This is a genomic window from Candidatus Bandiella numerosa, assembly GCF_029981845.1.
GTDB lineage: Bacteria > Pseudomonadota > Alphaproteobacteria > Rickettsiales > Midichloriaceae > Aquirickettsia > Aquirickettsia numerosa.
Window position 1 is genome coordinate 363,088 of sequence record NZ_CP104164.1, and the last position, 26,666, is coordinate 389,753.

Consider the following 26,666-nt stretch of genomic DNA (forward strand, 5'->3'; position numbering starts at 1 on the left):
GCATGTTATGAACAAATATGCAAACTAACATATAATTAATTAATATTTTTACATAATGAAATTACTTATAGTTGAATCTCCTGCAAAAGCAAAAACTTTAGAGAAATATTTGGGTAAAGACTATAAAGTAATTTCTTCATATGGTCATGTAAGGAGTTTGCCATCTGTCAAAGATGCGGTGGAACCAGATAATAATTTTAAAATTACCTATAAAGTGCTTGAAAAGGCAAAAGATACAATAAAAAAACTTTCTGAAAATTTTAAAAGGGCAGATGCTATTTTTCTAGCGACTGACCCCGATAGAGAAGGAGAGGCAATTTCGTGGCATGTTTTAGAGACAATGAAAAGTAAAAAATCTATTAATAAGGGTGTAGAGATAAAAAGAATTGTATTTCATGAAATAACAAAAAATGCTGTCATAAATGCCATAGAAAATCCAAGAAAATTAGATGAGAATTTAGTGCGCGCACAACAGGCGAGGCAGGCACTAGATTATTTAGTTGGATTTACTTTATCTCCTGTTTTATGGAGAAAATTACCGGGCAGTAGATCTGCAGGAAGAGTGCAATCAGTTGCTCTAAAGCTACTATGCGAAAGAGAAAATGAAAGAGATAAATTTAAAGAGCAAGAATATTGGTCAATAGATTCTATATTTCAAAATGAGGACAAAGTTAATTTTGATTCTCAACTTCATATCTATGATGGTAAAAAAATTGAAAAACTTAGTATAACAAATGAGAAATATGCTAAGGAAATAGTAAAAAATGTTGAAAAGCTGAAATATGCAGTTTCTTCCGTTAAGACTAAGGAGATGAGCAGAAAGCCTACAGCTCCATTTATTACTTCAACTTTAATACAAGAAGCTTCCAGAAAATTAAATTTTACTGCACAAAAAACAATGTTGATTGCGCAAAAGCTTTATGAAGGCATTCAAATTAATGGCGAAGTTGAAGGTTTAATCACTTATATGAGGACTGATGGTGTTACAATATCAAATGAAGCTATTAAGAATATTGTCTCCCACATAAAAAATCATTATGGTCCAAATTATTTACCTTCAACTCCTATTATTTATAAATCAAAATCTAAAAATGCTCAGGAAGCTCATGAGGCAATTAGACCAACTGGTTTTCAAAACACTCCTAGTGATGTAAAAGAATTTTTGGATAATGATCAATACAGATTATATGAACTAATTTGGAAGAGAACAATTGCAAGCCAAATGGCTAATGCCAAATTAGAGTCTGTTACTGTAGAAATATCATCTCAAAATAGTAAAAATATATTCAAATCTGTAGGTTCCACTCTTGTATTTGATGGATTTTACAAGGTATATAAAGAAGGTCAAGATAATGAACAGGATGAAAGCAGAAATAAAATTCCAAAACTTAAAGCTGGAGATAATTTAGAGCTTAATAAAGTTACTCCTAATCAGCATTTTACACAACCTCCGCCAAGATACACTGAGGCAAGCCTTGTAAAGAGAATGGAGGAATTAGGAATAGGTAGACCTTCTACATATCCTAAAATCATTTCGATATTAATCGAAAGGGAATACGCTAAAATCATGCAAAAAAGCTTTATACCAGAATCTAAAGGAAGGCTTGTCGATGCTTTTCTCAATAAATTTTTTAATAAGTATATAGATTATGATTTCACAGCAAATTTAGAAAATGAGTTAGACGATATAGCAAATGGAAAAAAAGACTGGAAGGAAGTATTAACAAATTTTTGGTCTCTATTCAAAAGTACATCCAATGAGGTTTTGGAAATAAAAAATATGGATGTAATTAATGAAGTTGAAAATTTATTAGTAGATTACATTTTTAAATCTGATGGCGCTGAGGATATTGAGAGTTTAAGAAAATGTGGTAAATGTAAAGATGGAAAATTGGGGTTAAGAACAGGAAAATTTGGAGCATTTATAGGTTGTTCAAACTATCCAGAATGTAATAACAAAAAAATGTTATTTGGAGATGAGCCTCTAGATGATGCAAGTAGTAATGAGAAAATTTTAGGAATAGATGCAAAAACTCAAGTTAATATATTACTCAAAAAAGGTCCATACGGATTTTATTTAGAGAAGGAAGAGGATGGGAAAAAAAAGCGTGCATCACTTCCTGCCAAATATCCGCATGAGGATATTGGTTTAGAATTTGCATCCAATTTACTAAATTTACCAAAAGCTATAGGAAAACACCCATCTATCAATGAGGATATATTTGTAAAAATTGGCAGATATGGTCCATATTTAGAATGTAATAAAAAATTCTATGCTTTAAAAAATATCGATAAAATTGATATTAATCTGAGCGAAGCAACAGCGCTTATTGATAATTATAAACCTAAAGTTATGAAAAGGAAGAAAAAGGGATAATGGCAGTTATTTTGCCTTATAAAAATCAATTTCCCAAAATAGCTAAAGACGCATTCATTGCAGAGAATGCAGTAATCATAGGGGATGTAGAAATTGATAGTAAATCAAGTATTTGGTATAATTGCGTTGTAAGGGGTGATGTTAATTACATACGAATTGGCAAAGAAACTAATATTCAGGATGGAACAATAATTCATGTTGGAACTAATAATGGACCGACAATAATTGGCGATGGAGTGACAATAGGTCATAAGGCTTTAATTCATGCTTGTACAATTTGTGATTATTCATTTATTGGTATGAATTCTACAATTATGGATTATGCGCAAATTAAATCATACTCTATGGTTGCAGCAGGAGCTCTAGTTACTAATAGTAAAATAGTAGAGATAAATGAGCTATGGGCAGGGGTTCCAGCAAAATTTTTACGACAATTAAAAAAAGATGAAATAGAATATATAAATATTTCTAAAGACAGATATGTCAATTTAGCAAAAGAATATAAATGTTGACTTTATTCGTTGCGTAACTACCTTAGATTGTATTAATAACTATTAAGGTAACATATATGTTCTGGAACAGTAAAAAGAAATTAAAAATATTAGCTTTTGATGGTGGCGCTGAGAAGGGAGAGATCTCAATTAAAATTGCAAAGGCACTAGAAAGTCAACTCAAAAAGATAGAACCTCAAAAAAATCTTATAGAATATTTTGATGTAGCTACAGGAAATTCTATTGGTTCCGTAATTGCCTCATGCCTTGTAATCCCTTCAGATAATAATCCTAAGAAGTCTAAATACACTGTTGATGAATGTATAAAAATTTTTAATAAAGCTTTGAAGTCTGTTAATATTAGTATTAGCATTTGGGATAAGCTTTCATTAATTCTAGGGTTTAAAAACAATGTATTAACAGAAAAAGATGTGAGTTTTATTTATACGATCTGTGGTAATACTAAGTTAAGTCAAACTGTAATCCCAATTGCCATAGTATCTTACGATATTTATAATAATGCTCCACGTGTATGGAGTACTCTTGATGCAAAATCCGATTCTAAAAAAGATTTTTATCTAAAAGATGCTATTATGGCAAGTATATCTTATCCTGGTCTTTTTGATCCTAGAGTCACAAAAACAGAAGATAAGATATTGAAAGATTACGATGGATGCTTAGTTTCAGCTTCGCCACTCCCTATGGTATTACCCCATATTTTTAATAAGGAAAATAACATTACCAAAGAAGAATCGTTAATAGTTTCTATTGGTACTACGATTGGAAATGCTACGCCTATATTAGCAGATATGGATAAAAACTTATTTATGAAAAATATGTATCAAATCTACAAAATGTCTACACAAATTCAAAAAAAACCATTTGATAAATTAATGAAAACATTTATCAAACAATTCTATAAATTGGATTTTTCAGTGCCATTTGAAATTCAACAGGAAATATATGATAAAGCAAAAAAAGGAGATCTTTTAGATTTTAGCAAGATGATTGCATGCACAAATAAATATATTGATTTATCAAAGGAATTTTTTCAAGCATTAGCTAATCAAATTGCTGATAAAAAGCAGAATATTGAAAAGTTAGAAGTTCTTTATGAAAAATCAGCTGCTTTTTATTGTGAAAATACAGTACAAGTATTAGCTGAATATGGTGATGATATAAGTGTCGATCCACCTGGAGATTTATAAATTTAACTAAATTTATGCAATACGGTGTATTGTAAATGAACTGGACAAAATTTATGATAGCGGGGATTAGTGTGGCGTAAAAAAAGGTTGGCCAAGGATTGTGATCTAGAATCAGCACTGGGTAATTTTCAGGGAAGAAGAAAATTATAATTTTGAATCAATTATATTCTTGACGCCGTCACGTGTTTTGCATTCCATAAAAATTATGTTAGCATAAATTTTATAGAAAATTTTTATGAAATCTCATGACAAATAATCACAGCTTCGTGCAATTATAGCATCATTAATAGGTAACACTTTAGAATGGTTCGACTACACTTTACGCATATTTTACTGCAATAATCAGCGCGTTATTCTTTCAAAATCATGGGCTGCATGTTGGGTTTTTAATGACATTTGCAACTCCTACTTATTTGTTTTTACTTTATCAGATTTGCTTATCTTTTACTCTTCTTTTTCGGCTTCACTTCAAGATGCCTTTCTTAAATACAGTCTGGGTTGTATTAATATTCCCAGTTATTAAACTTAAATAAGTAAAGAATAAGTAAAAAATATTATTTTTATTTTTTAAGGTTTATATAAGAACTTGGTATTATAAAAAATTTATTATATGATTTTATAAATACAAAAAGAAAGTGGATATTTACAATGGGTAATTTTGGCGATGCCTTTAGAAATTTTGTTTTAGCAATGTTTTTAGGAGCATTATTGTTTATTGCTAGCTTATATTTTTCGGGATTGATACTTACTTATACAGAATATAAGAAACTTAGTTTAGATTTCGCTTTGTCTACACAGCCCCTTATTATTCTTAATCAATTAGTAATGTATTGGGTCGATAACTTTAAAGCAATCACTCTTGAATACGATAATTATTTTGTGGCTAGAGTTATTGGTGCAATTTTAGTTCCAATGATAATAATTGGCTCTTTTACGTGGAAATTTAGAAAAACCATATATGAGTTAAAGCCATATAAAAAGAAAGAATCTGTGCATGGAGATGCAAGATGGGCAACTGAAGAAGATATCAAAAAGGCCAACCTAAGAGTTAAAAAAGGTATGTTACTTGGAGAAGACAAAAAGGGTTATTTGATTTCTGAAGGATACCAACATACATTACTGTTTGCTCCAACTGGTTCAGGTAAAGGTGTGGGTTTTGTAATACCAAATTTGCTTTTTTGGGAGGAATCTTTGGTTGTGCATGATATTAAGCTTGAAAACTATGAATTAACTTCTGGATGGAGAGCAAAAATGGGGCAGCAGGTTTTTGTTTGGAGTCCTGCAAATCCAGATGGTGATACTCATTGTTATAATCCAATTGATTGGGTGAGCAAAAAACCAGGGCAGATGGTGGATGACGTTCAGAAGATAGCAAGTCTTATCATGCCGGAAAAAGAGTTTTGGAATAATGAAGCGCGTTCACTGTTTGTTGGAGTTGTTTTATATTTAATTGCTGATAAGAACAAAGTAAAATCGTTTGGTGAAGTAGTTAGAACTATGAGGAGCGATGACGTAGTATACAACTTAGCTGTGGTATTAGATACAATGGGTAATGAAATACACCCAGTTGCATATATGAATATTGCCGCATTTCTTCAAAAAGCAGATAAAGAAAGATCTGGTGTAATTTCTACTATGAACTCAAACTTAGAGCTTTGGTCTAATCCATTGATTGATACAGCTACTGCTTCTAGTGATTTTAATGTTTTGGAATTTAAAAAGAAGCTTACTACGGTTTATGTTGGTTTAACACCTGATAACTTAAAGCGACTCCAACCGCTAATGCAGGTATTTTATCAACAAGCAACAGAATTTTTGTCCCGAAAACTTCCTGGCGATGATGAACCATATGGTGTAATGTTTATGATGGATGAGTTTCCAACTCTCGGAAAGATGGAGCAATTCATGACGGGTATTGCTTATTTTCGTGGTTATCATGTTAGGTTATTTTTAATTATCCAAGATACCCAGCAACTTAAGGGAATTTATGAGGAACACGGGATGAACTCGTTTTTGTCAAACTCTACCTACAGGATTACTTTTGCTGCAAACAATTACGAGACAGCAAATTTAATTTCACAACTTTGTGGTAATAAAACTGTTGAACAGATATCGCAAAATAAACCGAAGTTTTTGGATTTTAATCCAGCTTCTAGATCACTCAGTGTATCAAACACTCAAAGAGCACTGTTGCTACCACAAGAGGTTATTAATTTACCACGTGATGAGCAAATATTATTGATAGAGTCAAGCCCTCCTATAAAATCAAATAAAATTAAATATTACAGTGATAGCTTCTTTAAAAAAAGGTTATTACCTCCAATCCCAATACCTAAGCAAGAACCTTTTGACATGGAAAAATTAAGAGCAAGCTTTGCGGGAAATAAGAATAAAGGAGAAAAACAAAATAATCCACAAGAAGAGCAAAAAATGGTCACTGAGAGCCCACAACAACCAGCAACTGCTGATAAAAAAATGGACGATGAGGTATTCAATTCTTGATGGACATCAATAAGATTTTAAGCTCCATTAATGGGATTGAAGATAATTCAAAAAATGTAGGAAAAGATTTTATCTTTTTTGCATTAAGTGGGTTTAATACGAGTGGTGAAAAGTATATTGACCAGGCAATTAAAAATGGAGCTAGGTATGTGGTAATTGACCAAAATTCAAATGTGGAGATTAAACGAGATAATGTAAAAATTATAAAAGTAGAAAATCCACGAAAATTTTTAAGTCAGATGTTATCTCTGTATTATAAGGAGAAGCCAGAAAATATAGTGGCTATAACTGGTACAAATGGAAAAACTTCTGTTGTAAATTTTTATCAACAAATATGCCATTTATTAGATTTTAAAAGTGCATCAATTGGTACATTAGGAGTTATTGATTCTGATAACCAATTTGAATCTAAGGGTGTTCCTAGCCTTACATCTCCATCTTCCATAGAATTAAATAAACTTTTGACAAAACTTAATGAAAAAAAAATTACTCATGTCGCACTTGAGGCATCTAGCCATGGTATATACCAACATAGAATTGATTACTTGAACTTCAAAGCGGTTGGATTTACAAATTTTTCACAAGATCATTTAGATTATCATAAAACACTAGAAGAGTATTTTAAGGCTAAATTACGAATTTTCAGTGAAGTTTTAGAAAGTGGCAAGTATGCCGTTTTAAATACTGATATTGATGAATTTGATATTCTTAACCGAACATGTAAAAATCGTGATATAAGAGTAATTGAATACGGAAAAAAAGCTAAGGATTTACAAATTTTAAGTAGTAGTGATAGTGAGTGGGAAGTGAAAGTTTTTGGAAAGATATATTCACTTGATTCAAAAATTAAAGGAGAATTTCAGCTATATAATATTTTATGCTCAATAGGTCTTGCTATAGCATGTGAATTGCCTATTAGTAGTGTTATGAACATAATAAATAGGCTGAAGGCAGCAAGAGGTCGTCTTGAGCTAGCAAGAAGTTATAATGGTGCAGAGGTATATATAGATTATGCGCATACTCCTGACTCTCTAAAAACTGTATTACAAACTCTAAGAAAAACGTGTGGGGGGAAGCTTCACGTGTTATTTGGTTGTGGTGGACAAAGAGATGTTGGTAAAAGAGGATTAATGGGTGATATTGCAAATGAACTTGCTGATTATGTAATTGTTACTGACGACAATCCTAGGGAAGAAAATGCTAACCTCATACGGCAACAAATTTTGAAATTTTGTCCCAAAGGAAAGGAAGTTGAGGGGAGAGCTAATGCAATTAAATTTGCCATGGACAACTTGAGAGATAATGATATTTTGGTTATCGCAGGTAAGGGGCATGAGGATTATCAACTCATAGGAAAAAATAAAATACACTTTAGCGATTTTGAAGAAGTTGCAAATTTTAATAAAAATATTAGGTAGGGTTAATACAATATATTATAATATAAAGATACAAACCACTACCCACTAGATTTATTACCTTAAGTGTTTATCAATATACAGCTTAGATCTATCTTTCATTCTGGCCCTCATCTATATCTTCTGAATCATTGATTATTTCCTGTTCTTCATTTTCTAATATGTCAAATACTGAATTTGTATCAATATCAAACGATTGTGGTAGTGATTCAATATTCTCGTTTAGCTTTGTATTTAATTGGCTATCAGTATAAATTGACTCAGAGGTGGTATCTTTAAAATTTTCAAGTATATATTTTTTACTTTCTATAAAATCCTTTTCCTCAGTTATATTACCTGTTTCTTGGTCAACATAATTTTTGCTAATCGAATTTGGCACTTCAAATTCTCGGTCTGGAATGAATTTTGAATTTTTAAAAAAATCAACAAAAATTGGTAATGCTACATTAGAACCTGTTGCATGTTTTCCCATGCTTTTAGGTATATCATAACCTACGAACACACCAACAGTTATGTCTGGTGTCATACCAATAAACCAGGTATCAAAACTATCATTTGTTGTTCCAGTTTTACCTGCAACAGTTCGTTGTAAAACCTTAGCTCTTTGAGCTGAACCTCTTTGTACAACCCCTTCTAACAGTGAAAGGGTTTGGTAATTAGTCCCATCATCAATTACTTTTTTACCAAGAAATCCAATTTCAGGGTCAGATTTTTGTTCATTTTTTTCGTTATGCATAGATGAAGAGATAGCATCATTATAATATATGTCTTTAGGTGAATATAATAATTCTCCGTAGCGATTATAGATACTGTCTATAAATTTTGGTTGTTTCATCACACCATTATTCGCAATACTTGCATATGCAGTAGTCATTTTTAGTAAAGTGGTTTCATATGCTCCCAGTGCAATGGAATAATTGGGTTTGATATTTGAATTATAAATTAGATATCTCTTCGCTACATCAGTGAGTTTTTCTAAGCCCATTCCCAATACTAATCTTAATGTAGACAGGTTTCTAGATTTTTCAAATGAAGTTCTTATTGTGATTAACCCGTAATATTTATCTGAATGATTTTTTGGTCTCCAAATGGGTAATCCTTTACCCAAATCTATCTCAAGTGGTTCATCTAAAACTAATGTATTAGGCGGTATGTTTTGCTCAAAAGCTGCAAGATATAGAAATGTTTTGAAAGCTGAGCCTGGTTGTCTTTGAGCTTGAATTACCCTATCAAATTTACTTTGCTTATAATCATAACCACCAACTAGTGCTAAAATTTTACCAGATATGTTTTCCATGACTACCATTCCACCATTAATTTCTGGTATTTGTTCTAATGCGTACTGTCCCTTAGTGACTTCATCAATCAATATGATATCTCCGATTTTAAATTTCTGCTTCAATTGAGTTGCCAAGGATATATTCTGATTTAATATCCACTCAAAGGATGATTTTGTTAGTTTAATTTCCTTTGAATTTTGTAATATCACATTAAGGCTGTCTTTATTTATTTTTGAAACAGCTCCAAGCAAATAGTTATCATGATAATTATCATTGGCGATCTTTTTTAAATTTGCAGCAACATCATTATTAATCTCAATTTTTGCTAATGCGCCTCTCCAACCTCTTTTTTTATCATAATTTTTTAATCCATTCTTTAATGAATTTTGCGCATTGACCTGCAAGTCTAAATTAATATTAGTATTGACTATTAATCCTTTTGAATAAACACTCCTCTCATCAAATAAATCAATTAATTCTGATTTGACAGCGCCTGTGTAATAATTTTCATACTTATTATTTCTGATGGGAGAGTCACTTAATTGTATTGGAGAATTTATTGCCGCTACTCTTTCTTTAAAGGATATAAAGCCCTCTTCCTCCATTCTTTGTATTGCCCAATTTCTACGTTGTAAAGCTCGGTCATAATTTTTATACGGGTTTAAGGTAGAAGGAGCTTTCGGTAATGAGGCGAGTAATGCAGCTTCTTCAATATTAATATCAGCTAGATTTTTGCCGAAATAATTATGGGAAGCAACATAAATTCCATAGGAATGGTGCCCTAAGTATATTTGATTTAAGTATATTTCTAATATTTTTTCTTTAGTAAATGCCTTGCTAACTCTATATGCTAAAATCGCTTCCTTTAACTTTCTAACAAAGCTTCTTTCATTAGTTAGGAAAAATCCTTTGACTACCTGTTGGGTAATAGTGGAACCGCCTACTAGCCTTTTGTTTCTTCCAATATTTAAAATATTTTGTATGGATGCTCGTAAAATGCTAGTTAAATCTATTCCTTGATGTTCAAAAAAATTCTTGTCTTCAGCAGCAATAAAAGCATTTATAATAATTTTTGGCACATCATCATACCTGACATATACTCTTTTTTCCAATGCGTATTCATCTAAGATTTCGCCATTTGAATCATATAATCTAGTTATTCCTGAAGGCATATAATTTGCAAGCTCCTCGTAATCTGGGATATCTTGAAAAAAACTGGCAAATAATAATAGACTTAAAAATCCAAGTGCAGTTACAAATGCCAAAAAGATAGAAAATATAAAAAAAATTTTATTGGTAAATTTACTCATCAAAAAATATAAATACTCTAGTGTATGTTTTTACCATTTCTTTTTTAATTTTAAAGGAAAATTTGATTTTAGTGAAATTTAATTTTTACACTTCTAGCGCATCCTAATGAGTAGTGGGAAGGTTTGCTTGATGATAAGGATGCGCTAAATGTATAGCCACCCTTCAACAATCCTTCTTTAAGCTAGCATATATAAACCCTATGTGCAACCAATAGTTTTACTTTCTACTATAAGAGGTGCAATTTATCCTCAAGCACCTATACCACCTTTACCAGAACCAATTTGGTTTTCCTTCTCTATTTCTGTTTTAGTATGTGGCCCAAGTATAGGCTTTTTTTCGTGGCTGAGTATCACTGTCTGATCCTTTTTTATTGGTTTATCAAGCTCTTCTTCAGATTTAACAGTGCCTTGTGTAGAGCTATTTGCTTTTTCTACAGTATCTTTGTCAGGAGTATATGCTGTTAACCTTTGTACTCCAAAATATGCCGAATAAGCAATTGCGCCAATTAAAGTAATTGGCAATGTTATGACTGCCACTAATGCAATAGCTACCTTAGTAAGTAAATTTTTCACTTTTTCTCCAGTGCTTTTTGGAGTTTTTATTTTATTAAAACTTGCAGTATTTTCAATTAATTCACCAAGTATATTTCCCTCAGATAAAGCAGTTTTGGAGTCTGATTTTACTCCATGGCATCCTGGTGTTCCTCCATTTAATGAAGCTAATTCTTGAGTATGCCCTCCTTTAATTTGTGTCTTTAGATTATCTTTTGCCTGCTGCTCACTTAACCCTAGTTTTTCACTCACTGCTTTATTTGTGGCATCAGTTAAACTTATACCAGTTCTATCTTTACCACTTGCGCAATGTATATTTACTTTTCCAATGTTGATATCTGGAATAAGTGTTTTAACTGCACCCTTTTCATTATTACATGCAAAATCTACAGCAATCATAGAGCTTACAAGTTTTAAATTTTGATTTTCACTATCAAGAATGGAATGAGTGCTAACAATCATGCTTTTTGCTTCAATTGCATTTTTTAAAGCATTTTTTAAATTTGGATTATCCTTTATAGCTTCTACTTGCTGCAATGCTAAATCTTTATTTTTACCATTTATTAGATAATTCGAAATATCCTGAAATCCAGCCTTATCTTTAAGAGCAACTCCTAATTTGATTAAATTTTTATCAAAACCATGGTTATCATTATCTGCTATACGTCTCATAGCATTAAAAGGTGTGACGGCACATGAGCCTTTTTTATTTGCCACTTGTGCTTTTTGGATTAAATCTGGTGCATCCCTATCAATTTTATTTAGAAAATTTGGTATACCATTTGCAATTTGTGGAGAATTTAAAGCATTATCTGTGATTTCACTGCCATCAGGTATAAATGTATCTAATTGGTTAAGATTTTCTTTTGTTTGTTCAAGTCTGTCTCTCTTACCATGAAATGATGGAGTTCCAGTATGTAGCACCTCAAGTACTTGCTCCATATTTTGCCCATTCATATCTGAAACAAATACGGATTTTTCATAAGCATTTCTAAGTCCTGCAAGTTTTTCTCTGGTTTGAGTCGGCAACATTACATTGCCACTTGCTATTTTTTCGGCATAATTTTTTACCAATGCTTTATCAAAAGCACTCAGATCATCATACCAATCAATTTCTAAAACTTGACCTGGTTCTGAATTATGAATCTTATTATATTGTTCTTTTTGAATATCTGTAAGCCCAAGGAGCATGTTATCTGATTCAACAACTAATTTATCCTCGCCAGCACCGTCCTTCTGTTTAGTTAAAGTTGATACATGAAATTGGCGATTATCCATAGATACAAAATCTTTTGCAGAAGTTAACTTTGCTTTTGCACCAGATATCCCTGCATCTTCTAATAACTGAAGAACCTCGGCATTAAACTCTTTTATATCTATTGAATTGCCACTTGTTATTTTATCTAATTGTGCTGTTAGTAAAGTAGAGATTTTACCATTTTGGTCTTTTCCTTCTATCTCTAAAACTTTTTGCGCTCCAATCAACAAATTAACGGATTGAATTGTAAAAGAAATTTGCTGAGCTGTTTCAGTATTTATCTCTGCAGTGTCTTGATTGGTACAATCCCTAATTAAGTCAAAACTCCCATCTTCTTTTTTATACTGTTTCCACGTAATACCTAATGCTAAATCACGCAGCTCTTCAAGGTTTAAAATTAAATCTGCTCCTAATAATACAGGCTCTTCAGTAATTTGTGTTACTAACTCCTTATAACGCTCTTTAGCATCAATCTGCTCACTGCCACTAACATATGTATTTACATTTTCTACAGTACCTTTTTTATTTGCAATAAGTCTTTCATAATTGGTTGGCATAGTCATCTTTAAGCATTTTAGTTAACTTTAAAATATATAAAATTTTGCATAATGGAAAGATAATTTTTTTTATATAAAATATTAGAGCACTATGTCTATAATATGCCCATAAATATTTACTAAAAGTTTTTTTGTGATGTTTTTGAGTGTAATTCAAAAAAATGAAAGCTTAGCCGTACGGCATGGTATAAATATGGATGGTAGAAGCAAGTTAGAAATGGGCACCAAACTTTATAAGTTAATAATGCCCACTACATAAAACGTCTTATTCACAAGTAAATTAGCTGCTTAACCTACTTGCCGCCTATGCCGGTACCTTTACTTGTTGCACGAGCCTCTCTTACCTTATCAGCATATGATTGTTTCTCTTGAGTAGCGCCTTCGTTTCTCTCAGATTTCAATGCATTGCCCTTCCTTGAGTTAAGATGTGATTCAGTATCTAAACTAGATCTGCTATTAACATTAAAAACATCTTTTTTGAAATCAGCTTTATCCTTTACTCCATCCATATAATTTGAGACACTCTCTCTTGACTTCGCCTTGTCTTCTAACCCTTTTTGTTGTTCTTGTAGGTCAGCAAGAACACTTGCTTGGTGTTTTTGTGCGGAAGCAATAGTTTTTGGATCATAACCTTCTAAATCCATTAATGTAAACTCTTTACTTTTAGCGATGACTTGATTAGTCACTTCCTTAGATTCAACTAACAGTTGACCTGCCATGTCACTAAATTTAGCGCCTATTGCACCAGAAATAGAACCTTTTACTTGTTGATATGCATCATCCATTGCAAGACCAGCTTTTTGCATTCCAATTCCCAAATTTGCAACACTACACTGCATATCAGTGCACAGATTTAAAACTCCTGTTTTCAAATCAACGTACTTATCATGCGCACCAATTTTTAGGTCATCCCATAATTTACCTAGGGAATCCATTGCCTTGCCCCACATCTCTGCAATTTTATCTCCAAACTCACTTATGTCACCTTTAAAATTTTCCCACTTTTGCCCAACAGTTTCTTTGAAGCTTGCCCATGCGGCAGACATTTTTTCCCCCATTTCACCAAACCACTTGCTTATAGCCTCCTTAGCAGCTTGAGCATGTTCTTTCGTCGAGGTGCCTGCTCTATTAAACGCATCAATCGTAGCATTCTTAGCATTTTCCAGTTTTTCCCATTGCTCAGCCCACCACTTTTCACTTTCTAAACCCTGAAGTTCTTTAAAAGCGTCTAATAGATTAGTTTGTTTACTTGCAAGTTTTTCAACAAGACTCTCATTGAAGTCTACTATTCTTAAATTTACTGCATCCACTTGTGCATTCATGATAAACACTCCCGTTTTTATTGTTACTCTACTCAAATGGTAATCAGATAATTTACTCCGTTTCAAGCAATATTTTTGAATTAGCTAAAAAATATTTTACTTTAAGGCAAATTATAAGATTTTTTCAAAAAAAAATTAAAAGATTGAGTGCTGCTTTTTATACCAATCACCAAAAATAAGTTGACAGATAAATCAGTATTTTAGAAGATTTTTTTATAGCATTTGAGCCTAATGTATCTGGATACATGGCGAAGATGGTATGAGAAAATAACAAAAAAGACTAAATTTAAATGTTAAGTTATTTTTGGTGATTGATATTATTTAACTTTTGCTTAAATTTGCTGCAAATCGTTAAATATTTCTTTAGCAATATTAGAAACATTACCAGCTCCCATAAAAATAATGTAATCACCTGGACTGCACAATTCATTAATTTTATTTTTAATTTCAATTTTGTCTTTGCAATAAAAAGCCACAATATTGCTCTTTATATCTTCTGTAAATGTTTCAGAAGTAATGTTATTTATCGGATTTTCTCCTGCAGAATAGATATCCAAAACTATTAGGAAATCAGCTTGCTTAAATGATGATAAAAATTGCTGATATAGCTCTTTAAACCTAGAATATCTATGTGGTTGAAAAACAGCTACAACTTTTCCTTTGCTTCTGCTTGAGTGCTCTCTTGCCATACTTAAAGTGGCTTTTATTTCATTTGGATGATGCGCATAATCATCTATTAATGTGATATCGTTAACTTTACCTATAACTGAAAATCTTCTTTGAACACCTTCATTAAATTGTAATGCATTGTGTAAGGCCTCTATTTTTCCACCTTTAAATAGGTAGACTATAATGCCAGCCAAAGCATTTAAAACATTATGTTTGCCGTAATTTTTAATAAGTAGCCCTTTTATTTTATTAATTTGTAAAGATAATGCTTTTTGGCATTTTTCTGATAGGGCAATGTCAAATTTTATTCCTTCGCTGGTAGTTTGTAGATTTATGGCTCTTAGGTCAGAACTTGCTGAATCAATTCCATACGAAATGTATTTGCTATTGTGAATATAATTTTTATTAATGACTTTTAAATTTTCACAATCATCACAAACAATCACCAAATCTTTTAGTAAAGACTTATCGATAAAAAGTTTGTAAACGTTGATAATGTTTTGAAGGCTGCCGTAATAGTCTAAATGTTCATTATCAACATTGGTTATCACACTGATGTTTGTGGGCAAAACCATAAACGTACCATCTGACTCATCCGCTTCAACAACATTAATGGCATCACTTCCTTTAAACACATTAGAGTTTATTGAATTGATTATCCCTCCGCATATCACTGTTGGGTCAAAATTTGCTGCTTTCAACATCGAGTATACTAGGCAAGTGGTTGAAGTTTTACCATGTGCCCCAGTGATGCATACGTTGTAACCTGATAAAAGTATATTAGAGAGCAATTCTGCGCGAGATATTACAGTGATGGCTTTGTTTTTCGCTTCCTTAATTTCAACATTGTCATTTTTTATTGCTGAGGATTTTACTACTAAAGAACAGCCCCAAATATTTTCAGCGTTATGGTTAGTAAAGACTTTTATTCCTAATTTTCTAAGTTCTGTTACTTGGAAGTTTTCACTTAAATCGGAGCCTTGGACTTTTATATTATCTTGGTGAAGTAATTTTGCCAAACCACTCATACCAATACCGCCTATACCTACAATGTGAATGGGGTTTTGGTAATCTAATTTTAAATGACCCAGATTCATTTATTACATATGTTTAAAAAAGTTCTTAAATTTTGATGTATTCCTATTGTTCGGATTTTTTAAAAGTATGTCGTATGATTTGCGATACCATATGCTACTTGGGTAATTATAACCTAATACTGACGCATACCTAGTGGCCTCATCTTTTACACCAAAAATATAATATACCTCAACTAATCTGTATAAAGCTTCTGGGGTGAATATGCTTGTTTGATATTTTTCTATAACATTTTTAAATCTGTTGACTGATGAAATTGGTTTATGAACACGTAAATAAAATCTTCCAATATCCATTTCTTTACCTGCAAGTACATTATCGATATATTCCACTTTCCATTTTGCATCATGAGCATATTTTGTATTGGGGAATAGATTGATAAGCATCTCAAAGTCTTTTTTTGCGTCAATGGCAAATTGTTGATCTCTCCCAACGTCCATCATCTGATTATAATTAGACATTCCTTTGATGTAATACATATACGATGCATTTTTATCTATTGGGAATTGGTGCAAAAAATCATCAACAGTAAGGATTGCATCAGTATAATTGTCATCCGAGTAATACGAATATGCTTTTAGAACCAGTGCATCAGAATAATGCTCAGATGCTGGATATTCATTTTCTAGTTTTGTTAGGGTTTTTACTGCTTTTTTATAATCTTCAGCTTTTACTTCTTTTGTGCTTTGGTCATATAATTGCCTATCGCCTATATTTTCATCCAGAGTACTATCTTTTTTAGCGCCACCGCAGTTAGCCATTAAAAAAATAATAAGTGCTAAAGTTCCAAATTTTAAAATTTTCATAATTATTTATATTCTCGAAGTCATCATGTTCTTAATTTTACTTATAGCCTTTGCTGGATTAAGTCCCTTAGGGCAAGTTTTTGTGCAATTCATTATGGTGTGGCACCTATATAATTTAAAATCATCCTCAAGCTCATCTAATCTTTCTTTAGTATTTTCGTCCCTACTATCTATTATCCACCTATATGCTTGTAATAAAATTGCTGGACCAAGATATTTATCTCCATTCCACCAATAACTTGGGCAACTTGTTGAGCAACAGGCGCACAATATGCACTCATACAGCCCATCCAGTTTATCACGTTCCTCTGGAGACTGCAATCTTTCTTTACCCTTTACATGCACGCTGTCAGTTTGTATCCAAGGTTTTATAGATTTTAACTGAGTATAAAATAAATTCAAATCTGGTACTAAATCTTTGACCACATTCATATGTGGCAAGGGATAAATTTTGACTGCTCCTTTTATTGAATCTATTGGCTTTAAGCAGGCTAGGGTGTTTGTTCCATCTATATTCATAGCACAGCTACCGCAGATTCCCTCTCTACATGATCTTCTGAATGTTAGTGTACTATCAACTTCATTTTTTATTTTTATCAATGCATCAAGGACCATTGCGCCGCATTTATCCATATCTATTTCAAATTTATCAACCCTGGGATTGGAACCTAACTCTGGTTCATATCTATAAATTTCAAATGATTTTGTGTTGTTATTTTTTGAACTTTGTTTATGTACCTTACCTTTTATAATCTTAGAATTTTTTGGCAATGTAAATTCAACCATACTAACCTAGGCTACACTTATTTGAATTAAATTAACATTAATAAAATCTTTTGGCAATAACTGAAGGAGGATGACATAGCACAAAATATTATTTAAATTAAGAAAATAAATGTGATTTTATCGAATATCATTTTCGTACAATAAAGTTAAATTATGAAAATAAATAACCCTGCAAATAATTCACACCTTCATCAGCAAGAAATTTGGCTGTACTCTCTTTTTCTACATGCTCTGCAATAATCTCAAGATTTAAACTTTTTGCAAATCCTATAAGAGTTCTTAAAACCAGTATATTATCTTTTTTATCAGGTAGATCTTTTATATAATCTCCTCCTATTTTTATATTATCAACACGTATATTTTTAAGTTGAGAAAAGGAACTATAACCAGAGCCAAAATCATCTATAGAAATTTTGCATCCAAGTTCTCGCAATAATTTTATAAAAAAATTTGCTGCTTTAAGGTTTGTTATAACGGCTGTTTCAGTTATTTCAACAGTTAAGCGGTGATGTAAATCTTTTTTATAAAACAGCTGCTGAGCAAGCTTAATCCATTCTAGATCAGTAATAGTCATTCCAGAGATGTTAATATGTAGTTTTAATTTAGCATCATTTTCAAGATTTTTTACTGCTGTTAGTAAAGTAAATTGATCGATACGTCCGATTACTCCATATTCTTCAGCAGCCTGAATATGCGAATATCCAGATAACCTATGCCCTTTCTTGTCAACCAATCTTAAAAGACATTCATAAAATACGTTTTGCCTTGTTTTACTATCAACAATTGGCTGAAAATCGAAGGCGACTTTATTATTTTCCAAAGCCTCTAAATAATTTGCTAAAAGATCTGAATTGTTTACATGTTTTTGAATAGCATCAAGTGATTCTCTATAGAAGCTATATATCTTTTTACCACTAGAACATTCAAATAAAGATACCTGAGCTTTATTAAAAGTTCTTTTAATATCTTCATTGTTCGTATGCTCTGCAAGCCCTACTCTTAATAGAAAATAAATATTTTGTGTTGCCGAAAAATGTTTTCTCAAATTGATATAATTGACAATATTTTCAATTAGTCTTGCTATAAATTTATGATTTTTGTTAATAAGTGTGAATATATATGAATTGTAGCTAATTTTTTCCAAAAAATACGGATCTTGATTATATATTTGAAAAGCATCACTTACTACCCTATCCAAAACATTTGACATAAGATCGCCAAAATTCTGCTCTACTATAGAAAAATTCTCAGCTAGCAAAACTCCAACGTACAATTCCTTTGTACCATTTAAATTATAGAAGATTTTTATCTTATTTAATACCCTATCTAAAACTTTATGCAACTCTATATTACACGACTTATTGATGTTTACTTACGTTATATTTTTTTGCTTATCTCAGCAAGTTTTAATGAGTATATAAATTCTCGTAATTCTTGTCTTGCTGCAATTACTGAAGTGTTTAATTTGATTAAATCATTGCTTTTTCCCGCATCTAACAGGGTTAATCCTCTCAAAAATAATTCTTTAAATATTACTCTATCCCCAAAGCCTGGAGATATAAAAAATCCCAATTTTTTTCCTAAATGCTTTATGGCAGAAGCAACATTTCTTTTATTTATTACATTTGTAGAAGATAATCTGTTTCTAACAACTACCCATTGCAATTCTTTGTTTTTTTTAAAAGCTCTCAATTTTTTTTGTTCCCACACCATAGAGCTGTATATTCCAGGAATCGCTTTACTGAAATCATTTGGATCAACCTTTCCAAGCAGATCAACATCTACAAAACTATCATTAATGGGAGTTATTATAGTATCCGCAACATAATGAGCATGTCTATTCAGAAGATTGTCATTTCCAGGTGTATCAATTATTATAAAATCAAATCCCCCATCTAATTCACTTAACAAATTTTCTAATTCCTCAATATCATCGCTAGTATATTCAATTACCTGATTAATATTATATTTCTTATTTAATTTGAAGTGAATAGGCAGTTTAAGCTCTATTTTTTCACTATCAATTGTCTTTTTTCTATTCTCAATATATCTAGTTAAAGACTCTTGTCTATGATCGATATCAAGAGTTGCTACTTTAAAGTCCAAATATAGCAAAGAAGTAATAAGATGCATTGCCGTTGTTGTTTTGCCAGAACCACCTTTTTCATTACCAAAAACAATTATATGAGCCATTTCTATAAAGTTATTTCTTTTAAAAAATTAATTAATTCTTCTATTCTAAGCTTTTTTTCATCACCAGTAAGCATGTTTTTCAAAATGTATATATTGTCATTTAGCTCTTCATCACCAAATAAAACTGAATATTTAACTCTTAATTTGTTTGCTTTTTGCATCTTTTTTTTAAGTGGTATACCATAGTCAATTAACGTGTTAATTTGAGCTCTCCTAAATTCTTGCGCAATTTTAATTCCATGATTTTCTGCTAATTCACCAATAGGAATTAAATATATTTGCGCTTCTTTTTCTATTGGGTTTTGTTTGATTTGTAACAACTCTAGCATTCTTTCAATTCCTCCAGCAAAACCTGCCGCTGGAGTTAAATTACCACCCATTTGCGATATCAATGTATTGTACCTTCCGCCAGCTAAAATTGTTCCTTGGCTACCTAAATCACATGTAACAAACTCAAAAACAAAATCAGAATAATAATCCATCCCTCTGACTAACTTATTGGAGTGTTTAAAATTTATATTGAAATCTTTGAGGCGTGATAAAATTGCTTCAAATCTAATTTTTGAGTCTTTATCAATAAAGTTATACAAGATTGGGGCGTCATTTAATATCTCTTGCTCTTTGTTATTTTTTGTATCCAAAATGCGTAAAGGGTTTTTTTCCAATCTTTGCAGACTAATTTCTGATAATTCGTCTTTATACTTTAATAGATATTCTATCAATGCAGTTTTATATTTATTTCTACACTCATTGTCTCCTAAGGTATTAACAACAAGCTTAACATTATTATTGATTTCAAGTTCTTTCAGAATATCGTTAGCAAGCATTATTAGCTCAACATCAACGTTAAGATTATTAGATCCAATATATTCGTAGTTTATTTGATGAAATTGCCTTAATCTGCATTTTTGAGGGCGCTCATGTCTAAATAATGGGCCATAACTAAATAGACGCAGTGGAATTGACTGCAACATACCATTTGAAATTACTGCACGAACAATAGATGCTGTGAATTCTGGTCTTAAAGTTATGTGAGTTTTATCACGATCTAAAAAGCTATATGTCTCCTTATTAACAATATCTGATGTTTCCCCTAAAGTCCTATGAAACACTTCACTATTTTCCATAATAGGAGTAGATATCTCCTGAAAGCAATATAGCCTGGCTAATTTTTGTGCGATACTTATAATGTAATTAAAGAGATCTATTTCTTTGTCATATAAGTCAGCAACTCCTCTTATTTTTTGCAATTTCATTTTCTTATATTAATACAATGTGCTATTAGCAACCTTAAATACTATTTATATATCCCAAAAATACTAAAAAGTCATTTTTTCAAGTGATACAATTTTTTAAAATTAACTCAATATCTTTGCAATGCCCTTGGATGCATATTTAGTTCGGGAATATAGGGCAATGTCAAAATTTATCATTCTAAATAGTTATTGACGTAAGATTTTATAGTTTTTTCTCCCTCAGCATATTCTTGAATGAAAAATTCTAATTTATTTTTTTTCGCAAATTTTACCGCTTGATTTTTATCTTCAAAACGTAACTTAACTTCACTTGGATACATATTGCTACTTCCAGTCCACCCCATAATTTGTTCCTGAAATCTATCATCAATTGATATAAATTCTAAAATCCACTGGTTTATATTGGCAGTTCCAGATTGAGTGGGTGTTTGATAGTCTTTGTATATTTTAACAATCATTTTATTATAAATTTGAAAATGAGCTTAACTTAAGTTATATACTATTATATATAGTTATATTTGAATATTCAAGTAATGAGCGTCAGCAGTGTATCTAAATTAACTTTTGAGCAATCAATGAAACGGTTGGAAGAGATAATTGATAGTTTAGAAAGCGGAAATGTTGAATTAGAAAATGCCATCAATTTATATTCAGAAGGGATTAAGCTACAAGAACATTGCAAAAATAAATTGGACAATGCTAAGCTGAGGATAGAGAGGATTGTTAAAGATAAGGATAAAATTTGTACCGAGACTGTAAGCATCAATGGTAAAAATTAAATATTACAATATAGACTCTTGTCTATATTTTTTTTGTTACTATATGTTGTATGTATTTAACTTAAATATAAAAACTAGGGAGCAGTAAAATTAAATGAAAAATAGCAATGAAATTTCTAATAACCCATTAAGAGATGCTTTGCTCTCGTGCAAGGTAATGGTAAAATTTGTGCTGTTATTTGGGTGCTTAATCAACCTACTTATGCTTTCAACGCCACTTTTTTCAATGCAGGTGTTAGATAGAGTATTGGGTAGTCAAAATACTGATACACTTTTAATGTTGACGTTAGTAATCATTTTAGCTTTAGCGCTACTTGGATTAATTCAAGCGGCAAGGGCTTTTGCAATGAATAAAATGGGGAGCTGGCTAGAAGATAAGTTATCTGAAGTAGTATTTTCAAATTCAATTAAGCTTGCATTAGAATCTAAGGCGATGGCAAATAGTCAGCAACTAAGAGATTTACAAACAGTAAAGACATTTTTAACTAGTCCTGGATTAATTTCTATCATGGATATGCCATGGGCAATAATATTTATTATAGTTTTATTTATTTTGCATACGTCAATAGGCTTTTTAGCACTGATCTCAGGAGTGATATTGATAGTATTTGGCATTATTGCAGATAGATCTACTAAACCACTTATTGAAATGAATAACGGCAATTTTATTAAAAGTATGAGGCAAGTGGATCAATCCACAAGAAATGCTGAAGTTATCGAAGTTATGGGTATGAAAAATAATATTATATCGTCTTGGCAAAAAATGAACCAAGAGGTTCAGCAAACTCAAAATCTTGTTACAAAAAGGCAAGCTATATTTATGGAAATTACCAAGTTTTTTAGATTAGTTATTCAAATTTCAGTAACTGCGCTTGGTGCATACTTGGTGATTCAAGGGCAAATTACTTCTGGGACAATTATTGCTAGTTCATCTCTTGTTGGTAGAGCATTGGCTCCATTTGAAGCTGCCATAAATTCATGGAAGGGCTTTATTACGTGTCGTCAATCATACGAAAGACTTGCAAAATCATTTAACAGATACAGTAGTGATAGTGATAGAATGTCTTTACCGGAACCTGAGGGAGAAATTGAAGTTGAAAATGTTTATCACGCACCACAAGGAGTGCCAAAGCATATTTTGAAAGGCATAAATTTCTCATTAAATAAAGGAGAAGTTTTAGCTATAATTGGTCCTAGTGCTTCAGGCAAAACAACTCTTGCAAAATTGTTAGTAGGAATTGCTAACCCAAGTATTGGTACAATAAGAATAGATAAAGCAAGCTTAAAAGATTGGAAAAAAGAAGAGTTAGGTCCACATATAGGTTATCTACCACAAGATGTTGAATTATTTTTTGGAACAGTTAAAGAAAACATCGCTAGAATGCATTCTGATCCGCATTACGAAGATGTAGTTATTGCAGCGCAACTTGCAGGAGTTCATGATATGATTCTGCAATTACCTCAAGGGTATGATACTAATGTGGGTTTAGATGGTTCAATGCTTTCAGGTGGGCAAAAACAAAGGATAGGATTGGCTAGAACTTTTTATGGTACCCCAAAATTCATTGTATTAGATGAGCCAAATGCCAGTTTGGATACGCAAGGCGAGGAAGCATTGATGACTGCCATTTCAGTTGCAAAGGAAAAAGAAATTACGACCATCATAATATCACATAAAACATCAATATTAAGTATTGTGGATAAAATATTGGTTATGAAAGATGGAATGGTTGCGTCTTTTGGGCCCAAAAAAGACGTGATGGCGAAATTAAAAGAAGCTCAATCAGTTGGAAAAGCAAGCATAGGGGCATAAATTTAAGGAGAATAATACCATGATAGAAAATAAAAAAGAAGAGACAAAGGTTATAAAAGAAAAGGATATTGAAGTTATTTCTGAAAATAATGCAAATAGGAAATTTCAGATGGAAAATGATTTATCCAATGGAGAAAAAAAAACGGTTTCAGTAAGCGATGAGTTTGAAGAAAATTTAGTAGAAAAATATAAAAATTACAAAATTCTCGATATTAAGGCTTTTCAAGAACTTTTAAAAGAAGCCAAGGATTTTTTATTTGGCATAACGCTAGAAAAGTCTAATTATGTAGAAAAAAATGAAAAAGAAATATCAAATCAAATTAAATACCCAATAAAATTTGGACTTCTTGCAGTTGCTATAACTTTAGGATTTTTTGGTATATGGAGTGCGTTAGCTCCACTTGATAGTGCATCAATAGCTGAGGGCCACGTTATTTTAAGTGATCACAGAAAGCAAATATTTCATTTAGAAGGTGGGATTATAGATAAAATCTTAGTGAAAGATGGAGATAAGGTAAAAAAAGGACAATCTTTAATAATACTGAATGATGCTAGGGCTAAATCTGAATTGGAAAAAGTTTTATGGCAATTACGTTATGCCATCATAGTTGATGAAAAATTAAGGCAGAGCCTAAAGCTTATATCATACTACCAAGATAAGGATGCTTTAGGTGATACTAAGGAAAATAGCGATAACATTAAGAATTTACAAATTAAGTTCGATAGCAAGTATCTTGATACCTCAGATCAAAAAATTACGGAGTTGATACAAGCTCAGGCAAATGCGTTTAATTCATATCGGTTATTTATAGAAAATAGCATAAAGACTAATGATACACAAATCGAACAAATTAAAGCTAGGATTGAGTCTATTGATGAAAGGATAAAATCTTATAGCGAAAATATTATAACTTATGCAAAAGAATATGAAAGAAAGAAAAAATTATATGAGAGTCAGTTAGAGAACTTAAACAATTTATCTATAGCTAAAGTTGAATTGCAAAGATATAAGGGGCAGGTTCTAGAAGATAAAGCAGCAAGATTATCTGAAGAACATAAAATTTCGGAGGTAATTGCAAGAAAGGCAAATTTTTTAGATGAGCAAAATGTCAAAATTGCAGAAGATTTCAAAAGAAATCATACAGAATTGCTTACATTGGAAGCGCAATATCTACAAGCAAAAGATTCTCATGAAAGAACTAACATCACTGCTCCTAATGCTGGAGTGGTTACCGCGTTAAGTGTGCATACTATTGGTTCTGCAATACGTCAAAACGATAAGCCACTTTTAGAGATTATTCCTCAGGATGACAATTTAGTGATTGAGGCATTTATCCCTGCAAATGAAATAGACAGCATTAATATAGGTAGTACTGCAAAAATTCAATTAAATGCGTATAAGGCCAGATTAGTTCCAAGAATTGAGGGTAATGTTATTTATATTTCAGCTGATAAATTTGATAAAGAATCGCCAGGTATGATGGCGCCAGGTCAACCTAAATTGGCTCCAATGGGTTATTATAAAGCTAAAATAGAGGTTACGCCTGAAGAACTTGCAAAGGTTAATACAGATATCAAATTATATCCAGGTATGCCAGTGACAGTGTTTATTGTTAAAGGAACCAGGAGTTTTGCAGAGTACCTATATTCTCCAATTAAAGATAGCTTCCATAAAGCTTTTAAAGAGCCGTAGTATTATTGCATTAATATTTACTCTCTCCAAAAAAAACGTATCCTAAGAGGCCAGACCGTAGAGTCTCATATACATCATGTGGAAGTATCATGCAAACCTCATGTCCACGCCAGGCTAAAAAATATTCTAGGGAATTGGTATAACTTTGTGGCTTAATCTCAGCGCTTAGGCAACGATTTTTTACCCTATGTCGCAAATTAACTAAGTTCTATGTTTCTTTTTAAATCTTTTGCTATTTTATCTAATATGCTATTGATAAAGCCTAATTCCTCTGAATGGTTTAAGGACTTTGTAATCTGAAGATAATCATTGATTATGGTGGCCATTTCTAGATGATTCATTATTGATATGTCAGCAATACCAACTCTCAAGATAGCCAATACTAACTTAGGCAACCTTTCCAACTTCCATTTTTTATCTAAATTTGTCCTAATTAGTTCATCAATGCTTGATGTATTATCAATAGTAGAATTTAATAGCTCATAATAAAATTTTTCATCTAAGTTTTGATTTGAGTATTTTTCAACGTGATACTCAATATAATCTAACGAAATTTGTGCTATATCTTTTTTTTTATTTAAAATATCGATAGAATACAAAGTCTGTACCACTAGGATTCTAGCTGGATAAAGAGATAGGTATTCAGAATTATCAGTTAAATTTTGAATATCTTTTATCATTATATATCATAAATTGATCTTTAACCTTAATCATCTGAATGCATGCGTTTGCAGCATTTTCGCCATATTTTTTTGCTCTACTTAATGCTTGGTCAATATTATCAACCGTTAATACGCCAAATCCTAATGGGATGGAATAATAAATAGAGATATCTTGAATTGCTCTAGCACATTCACGTGTAATGATGTCATAGTGAGAAGTTTCACCTCTTATAACGCATCCTAGCGCTATCACCCCATTATATTCAAATGTCTCTAATCCCATATTTATTGAGCTTGCCAACTCAAAAGCTCCTGGAACAATAATTTGTTCATAATTCATGCTATTTTTTTCAAGCGTTGAAACAGCTGAATCTAACAGAAGTTTGGAAATGTCTTTATAATAATCTGATATCGAAATTAAAATTTTAGTCATTAGATAAAAACCTATTATTTGGTGCGGATGGAGGGACTTGAACCCACACGCCTTGCGGCACTAGATCCTAAGTCTAGCGCGTCTGCCAATTCCGCCACATCCGCAAAAGTATCCAAGTGCAATGTTATAATACTTTTATTAGTAAATAAAATAGATATAATGTCCTTGAACCAATTTATTATAACAATTTAATACACTTAATAAATTTT

Annotated in this window: 20 protein-coding genes and 1 tRNA gene; 8 read left to right on the plus strand and 13 right to left on the minus strand. The window is 31.6% G+C overall.

The features are described 5' to 3' along the window. The first annotated feature begins 55 nt into the window (after positions 1–55). From topA to N3Z17_RS01785, 5 genes are all read left to right on the plus strand, one after another. Positions 56–2,377 carry a type I DNA topoisomerase gene (gene topA / locus N3Z17_RS01765; RefSeq protein ID WP_282472300.1) on the plus strand — a complete coding sequence of 774 codons (2,322 nt, stop codon included), beginning with the start codon at positions 56–58 and terminating at the stop codon, positions 2,375–2,377. Beyond that, positions 2,377–2,889, plus strand: a complete 513-nt coding sequence (locus N3Z17_RS01770) for a gamma carbonic anhydrase family protein (protein ID WP_282472301.1) — start codon at positions 2,377–2,379, stop codon at positions 2,887–2,889. The genes topA and N3Z17_RS01770 overlap by 1 nt, the downstream gene beginning before the upstream one ends. Before the next feature lie 56 nt (positions 2,890–2,945). Beyond that, the gene (locus N3Z17_RS01775) at positions 2,946–4,076 is read left to right on the plus strand and encodes a patatin-like phospholipase family protein (RefSeq protein WP_282472302.1); all 1,131 of its coding nucleotides are present in this window, start codon (positions 2,946–2,948) and stop codon (positions 4,074–4,076) included. A gap of 690 nt (positions 4,077–4,766) precedes the next feature. Next, complete coding sequence (locus N3Z17_RS01780; RefSeq protein ID WP_410519600.1) at positions 4,767–6,578, plus strand: type IV secretory system conjugative DNA transfer family protein; 1,812 nt, start codon at positions 4,767–4,769, stop codon at positions 6,576–6,578. Continuing rightward, the gene (locus tag N3Z17_RS01785; RefSeq protein ID WP_282472304.1) at positions 6,578–7,996 is read left to right on the plus strand and encodes a UDP-N-acetylmuramoyl-L-alanyl-D-glutamate--2,6-diaminopimelate ligase; all 1,419 of its coding nucleotides are present in this window, start codon (positions 6,578–6,580) and stop codon (positions 7,994–7,996) included. Before N3Z17_RS01780 ends, N3Z17_RS01785 begins: the two co-directional genes overlap by 1 nt. An 88-nt stretch (positions 7,997–8,084) precedes the next feature. On the opposite strand, the gene N3Z17_RS01790 is transcribed toward N3Z17_RS01785, so the two are convergent. The 10 genes from N3Z17_RS01790 to N3Z17_RS01835 all read right to left on the minus strand — a co-directional run bounded on the left by N3Z17_RS01790 (position 8,085) and on the right by N3Z17_RS01835 (position 21,535). Then, positions 8,085–10,583: a penicillin-binding protein 1A gene (locus N3Z17_RS01790; RefSeq protein WP_282472305.1), complete on the minus strand. Its 2,499-nt coding sequence runs from the start codon at positions 10,581–10,583 to the stop codon at positions 8,085–8,087. Between the two features lie 249 nt (positions 10,584–10,832). Continuing rightward, entirely contained in the window at positions 10,833–12,950 is a 2,118-nt protein-coding gene (locus N3Z17_RS01795; protein ID WP_282472306.1) for a hypothetical protein, read from the minus strand. 293 nt (positions 12,951–13,243) lie between these two features. After that, entirely contained in the window at positions 13,244–14,272 is a 1,029-nt protein-coding gene (locus N3Z17_RS01800; RefSeq protein WP_282472307.1) for a hypothetical protein, read from the minus strand. 332 nt (positions 14,273–14,604) lie between these two features. Further along, positions 14,605–16,038 carry a UDP-N-acetylmuramate--L-alanine ligase gene (gene murC, locus N3Z17_RS01805; RefSeq protein WP_282472308.1) on the minus strand — a complete coding sequence of 478 codons (1,434 nt, stop codon included), beginning with the start codon at positions 16,036–16,038 and terminating at the stop codon, positions 14,605–14,607. Between the two features lie 3 nt (positions 16,039–16,041). Next, positions 16,042–16,842 carry an outer membrane protein assembly factor BamD gene (locus tag N3Z17_RS01810; protein ID WP_282472309.1) on the minus strand — a complete coding sequence of 267 codons (801 nt, stop codon included), beginning with the start codon at positions 16,840–16,842 and terminating at the stop codon, positions 16,042–16,044. 6 nt (positions 16,843–16,848) lie between these two features. Beyond that, positions 16,849–17,628 carry a succinate dehydrogenase iron-sulfur subunit gene (locus tag N3Z17_RS01815; protein ID WP_282472310.1) on the minus strand — a complete coding sequence of 260 codons (780 nt, stop codon included), beginning with the start codon at positions 17,626–17,628 and terminating at the stop codon, positions 16,849–16,851. Positions 17,629–17,779: 151 nt separating this feature from the next. Next, entirely contained in the window at positions 17,780–18,970 is a 1,191-nt protein-coding gene (locus N3Z17_RS01820; RefSeq protein ID WP_282472311.1) for an EAL domain-containing protein, read from the minus strand. Positions 18,971–19,005: 35 nt separating this feature from the next. Next, the gene (locus N3Z17_RS01825; RefSeq protein ID WP_282472312.1) at positions 19,006–19,821 is read right to left on the minus strand and encodes a division plane positioning ATPase MipZ; all 816 of its coding nucleotides are present in this window, start codon (positions 19,819–19,821) and stop codon (positions 19,006–19,008) included. Positions 19,822–19,823: 2 nt separating this feature from the next. Then, entirely contained in the window at positions 19,824–21,077 is a 1,254-nt protein-coding gene (hisS, locus tag N3Z17_RS01830; RefSeq protein ID WP_282472313.1) for a histidine--tRNA ligase, read from the minus strand. 173 nt (positions 21,078–21,250) lie between these two features. Next, on the minus strand, positions 21,251–21,535 hold the full coding sequence (locus N3Z17_RS01835; RefSeq protein WP_282472314.1) for an NADH dehydrogenase ubiquinone Fe-S protein 4: 285 nt from the start codon (positions 21,533–21,535) through the stop codon (positions 21,251–21,253). A gap of 75 nt (positions 21,536–21,610) precedes the next feature. On the opposite strand from N3Z17_RS01835, the gene xseB reads away from it, so the two are divergent. The 3 genes from xseB to N3Z17_RS01850 all read left to right on the plus strand — a co-directional run bounded on the left by xseB (position 21,611) and on the right by N3Z17_RS01850 (position 25,362). Further along, on the plus strand, positions 21,611–21,856 hold the full coding sequence (gene xseB / locus N3Z17_RS01840) for an exodeoxyribonuclease VII small subunit (RefSeq protein WP_282472315.1): 246 nt from the start codon (positions 21,611–21,613) through the stop codon (positions 21,854–21,856). A 94-nt stretch (positions 21,857–21,950) separates the two neighbouring features. Beyond that, entirely contained in the window at positions 21,951–23,669 is a 1,719-nt protein-coding gene (locus tag N3Z17_RS01845; protein ID WP_282472316.1) for a type I secretion system permease/ATPase, read from the plus strand. A gap of 19 nt (positions 23,670–23,688) precedes the next feature. Beyond that, on the plus strand, positions 23,689–25,362 hold the full coding sequence (locus tag N3Z17_RS01850; RefSeq protein ID WP_282472317.1) for an HlyD family type I secretion periplasmic adaptor subunit: 1,674 nt from the start codon (positions 23,689–23,691) through the stop codon (positions 25,360–25,362). Positions 25,363–25,559: 197 nt separating this feature from the next. Here the strand turns inward: N3Z17_RS01850 and nusB are convergent, their stop codons facing one another. From nusB to N3Z17_RS01865, 3 genes are all read right to left on the minus strand, one after another. Further along, positions 25,560–26,042, minus strand: a complete 483-nt coding sequence (gene nusB / locus N3Z17_RS01855; RefSeq protein WP_282472318.1) for a transcription antitermination factor NusB — start codon at positions 26,040–26,042, stop codon at positions 25,560–25,562. After that, positions 26,014–26,457, minus strand: coding sequence for a 6,7-dimethyl-8-ribityllumazine synthase (gene ribH, locus N3Z17_RS01860; protein WP_282472319.1), 444 nt, complete (start codon positions 26,455–26,457; stop codon positions 26,014–26,016). The genes nusB and ribH overlap by 29 nt, the downstream gene beginning before the upstream one ends. Positions 26,458–26,476: 19 nt before the next feature. Beyond that, positions 26,477–26,561: transfer RNA gene (locus N3Z17_RS01865), tRNA-Leu, on the minus strand. Positions 26,562–26,666: the final 105 nt, after the last annotated feature.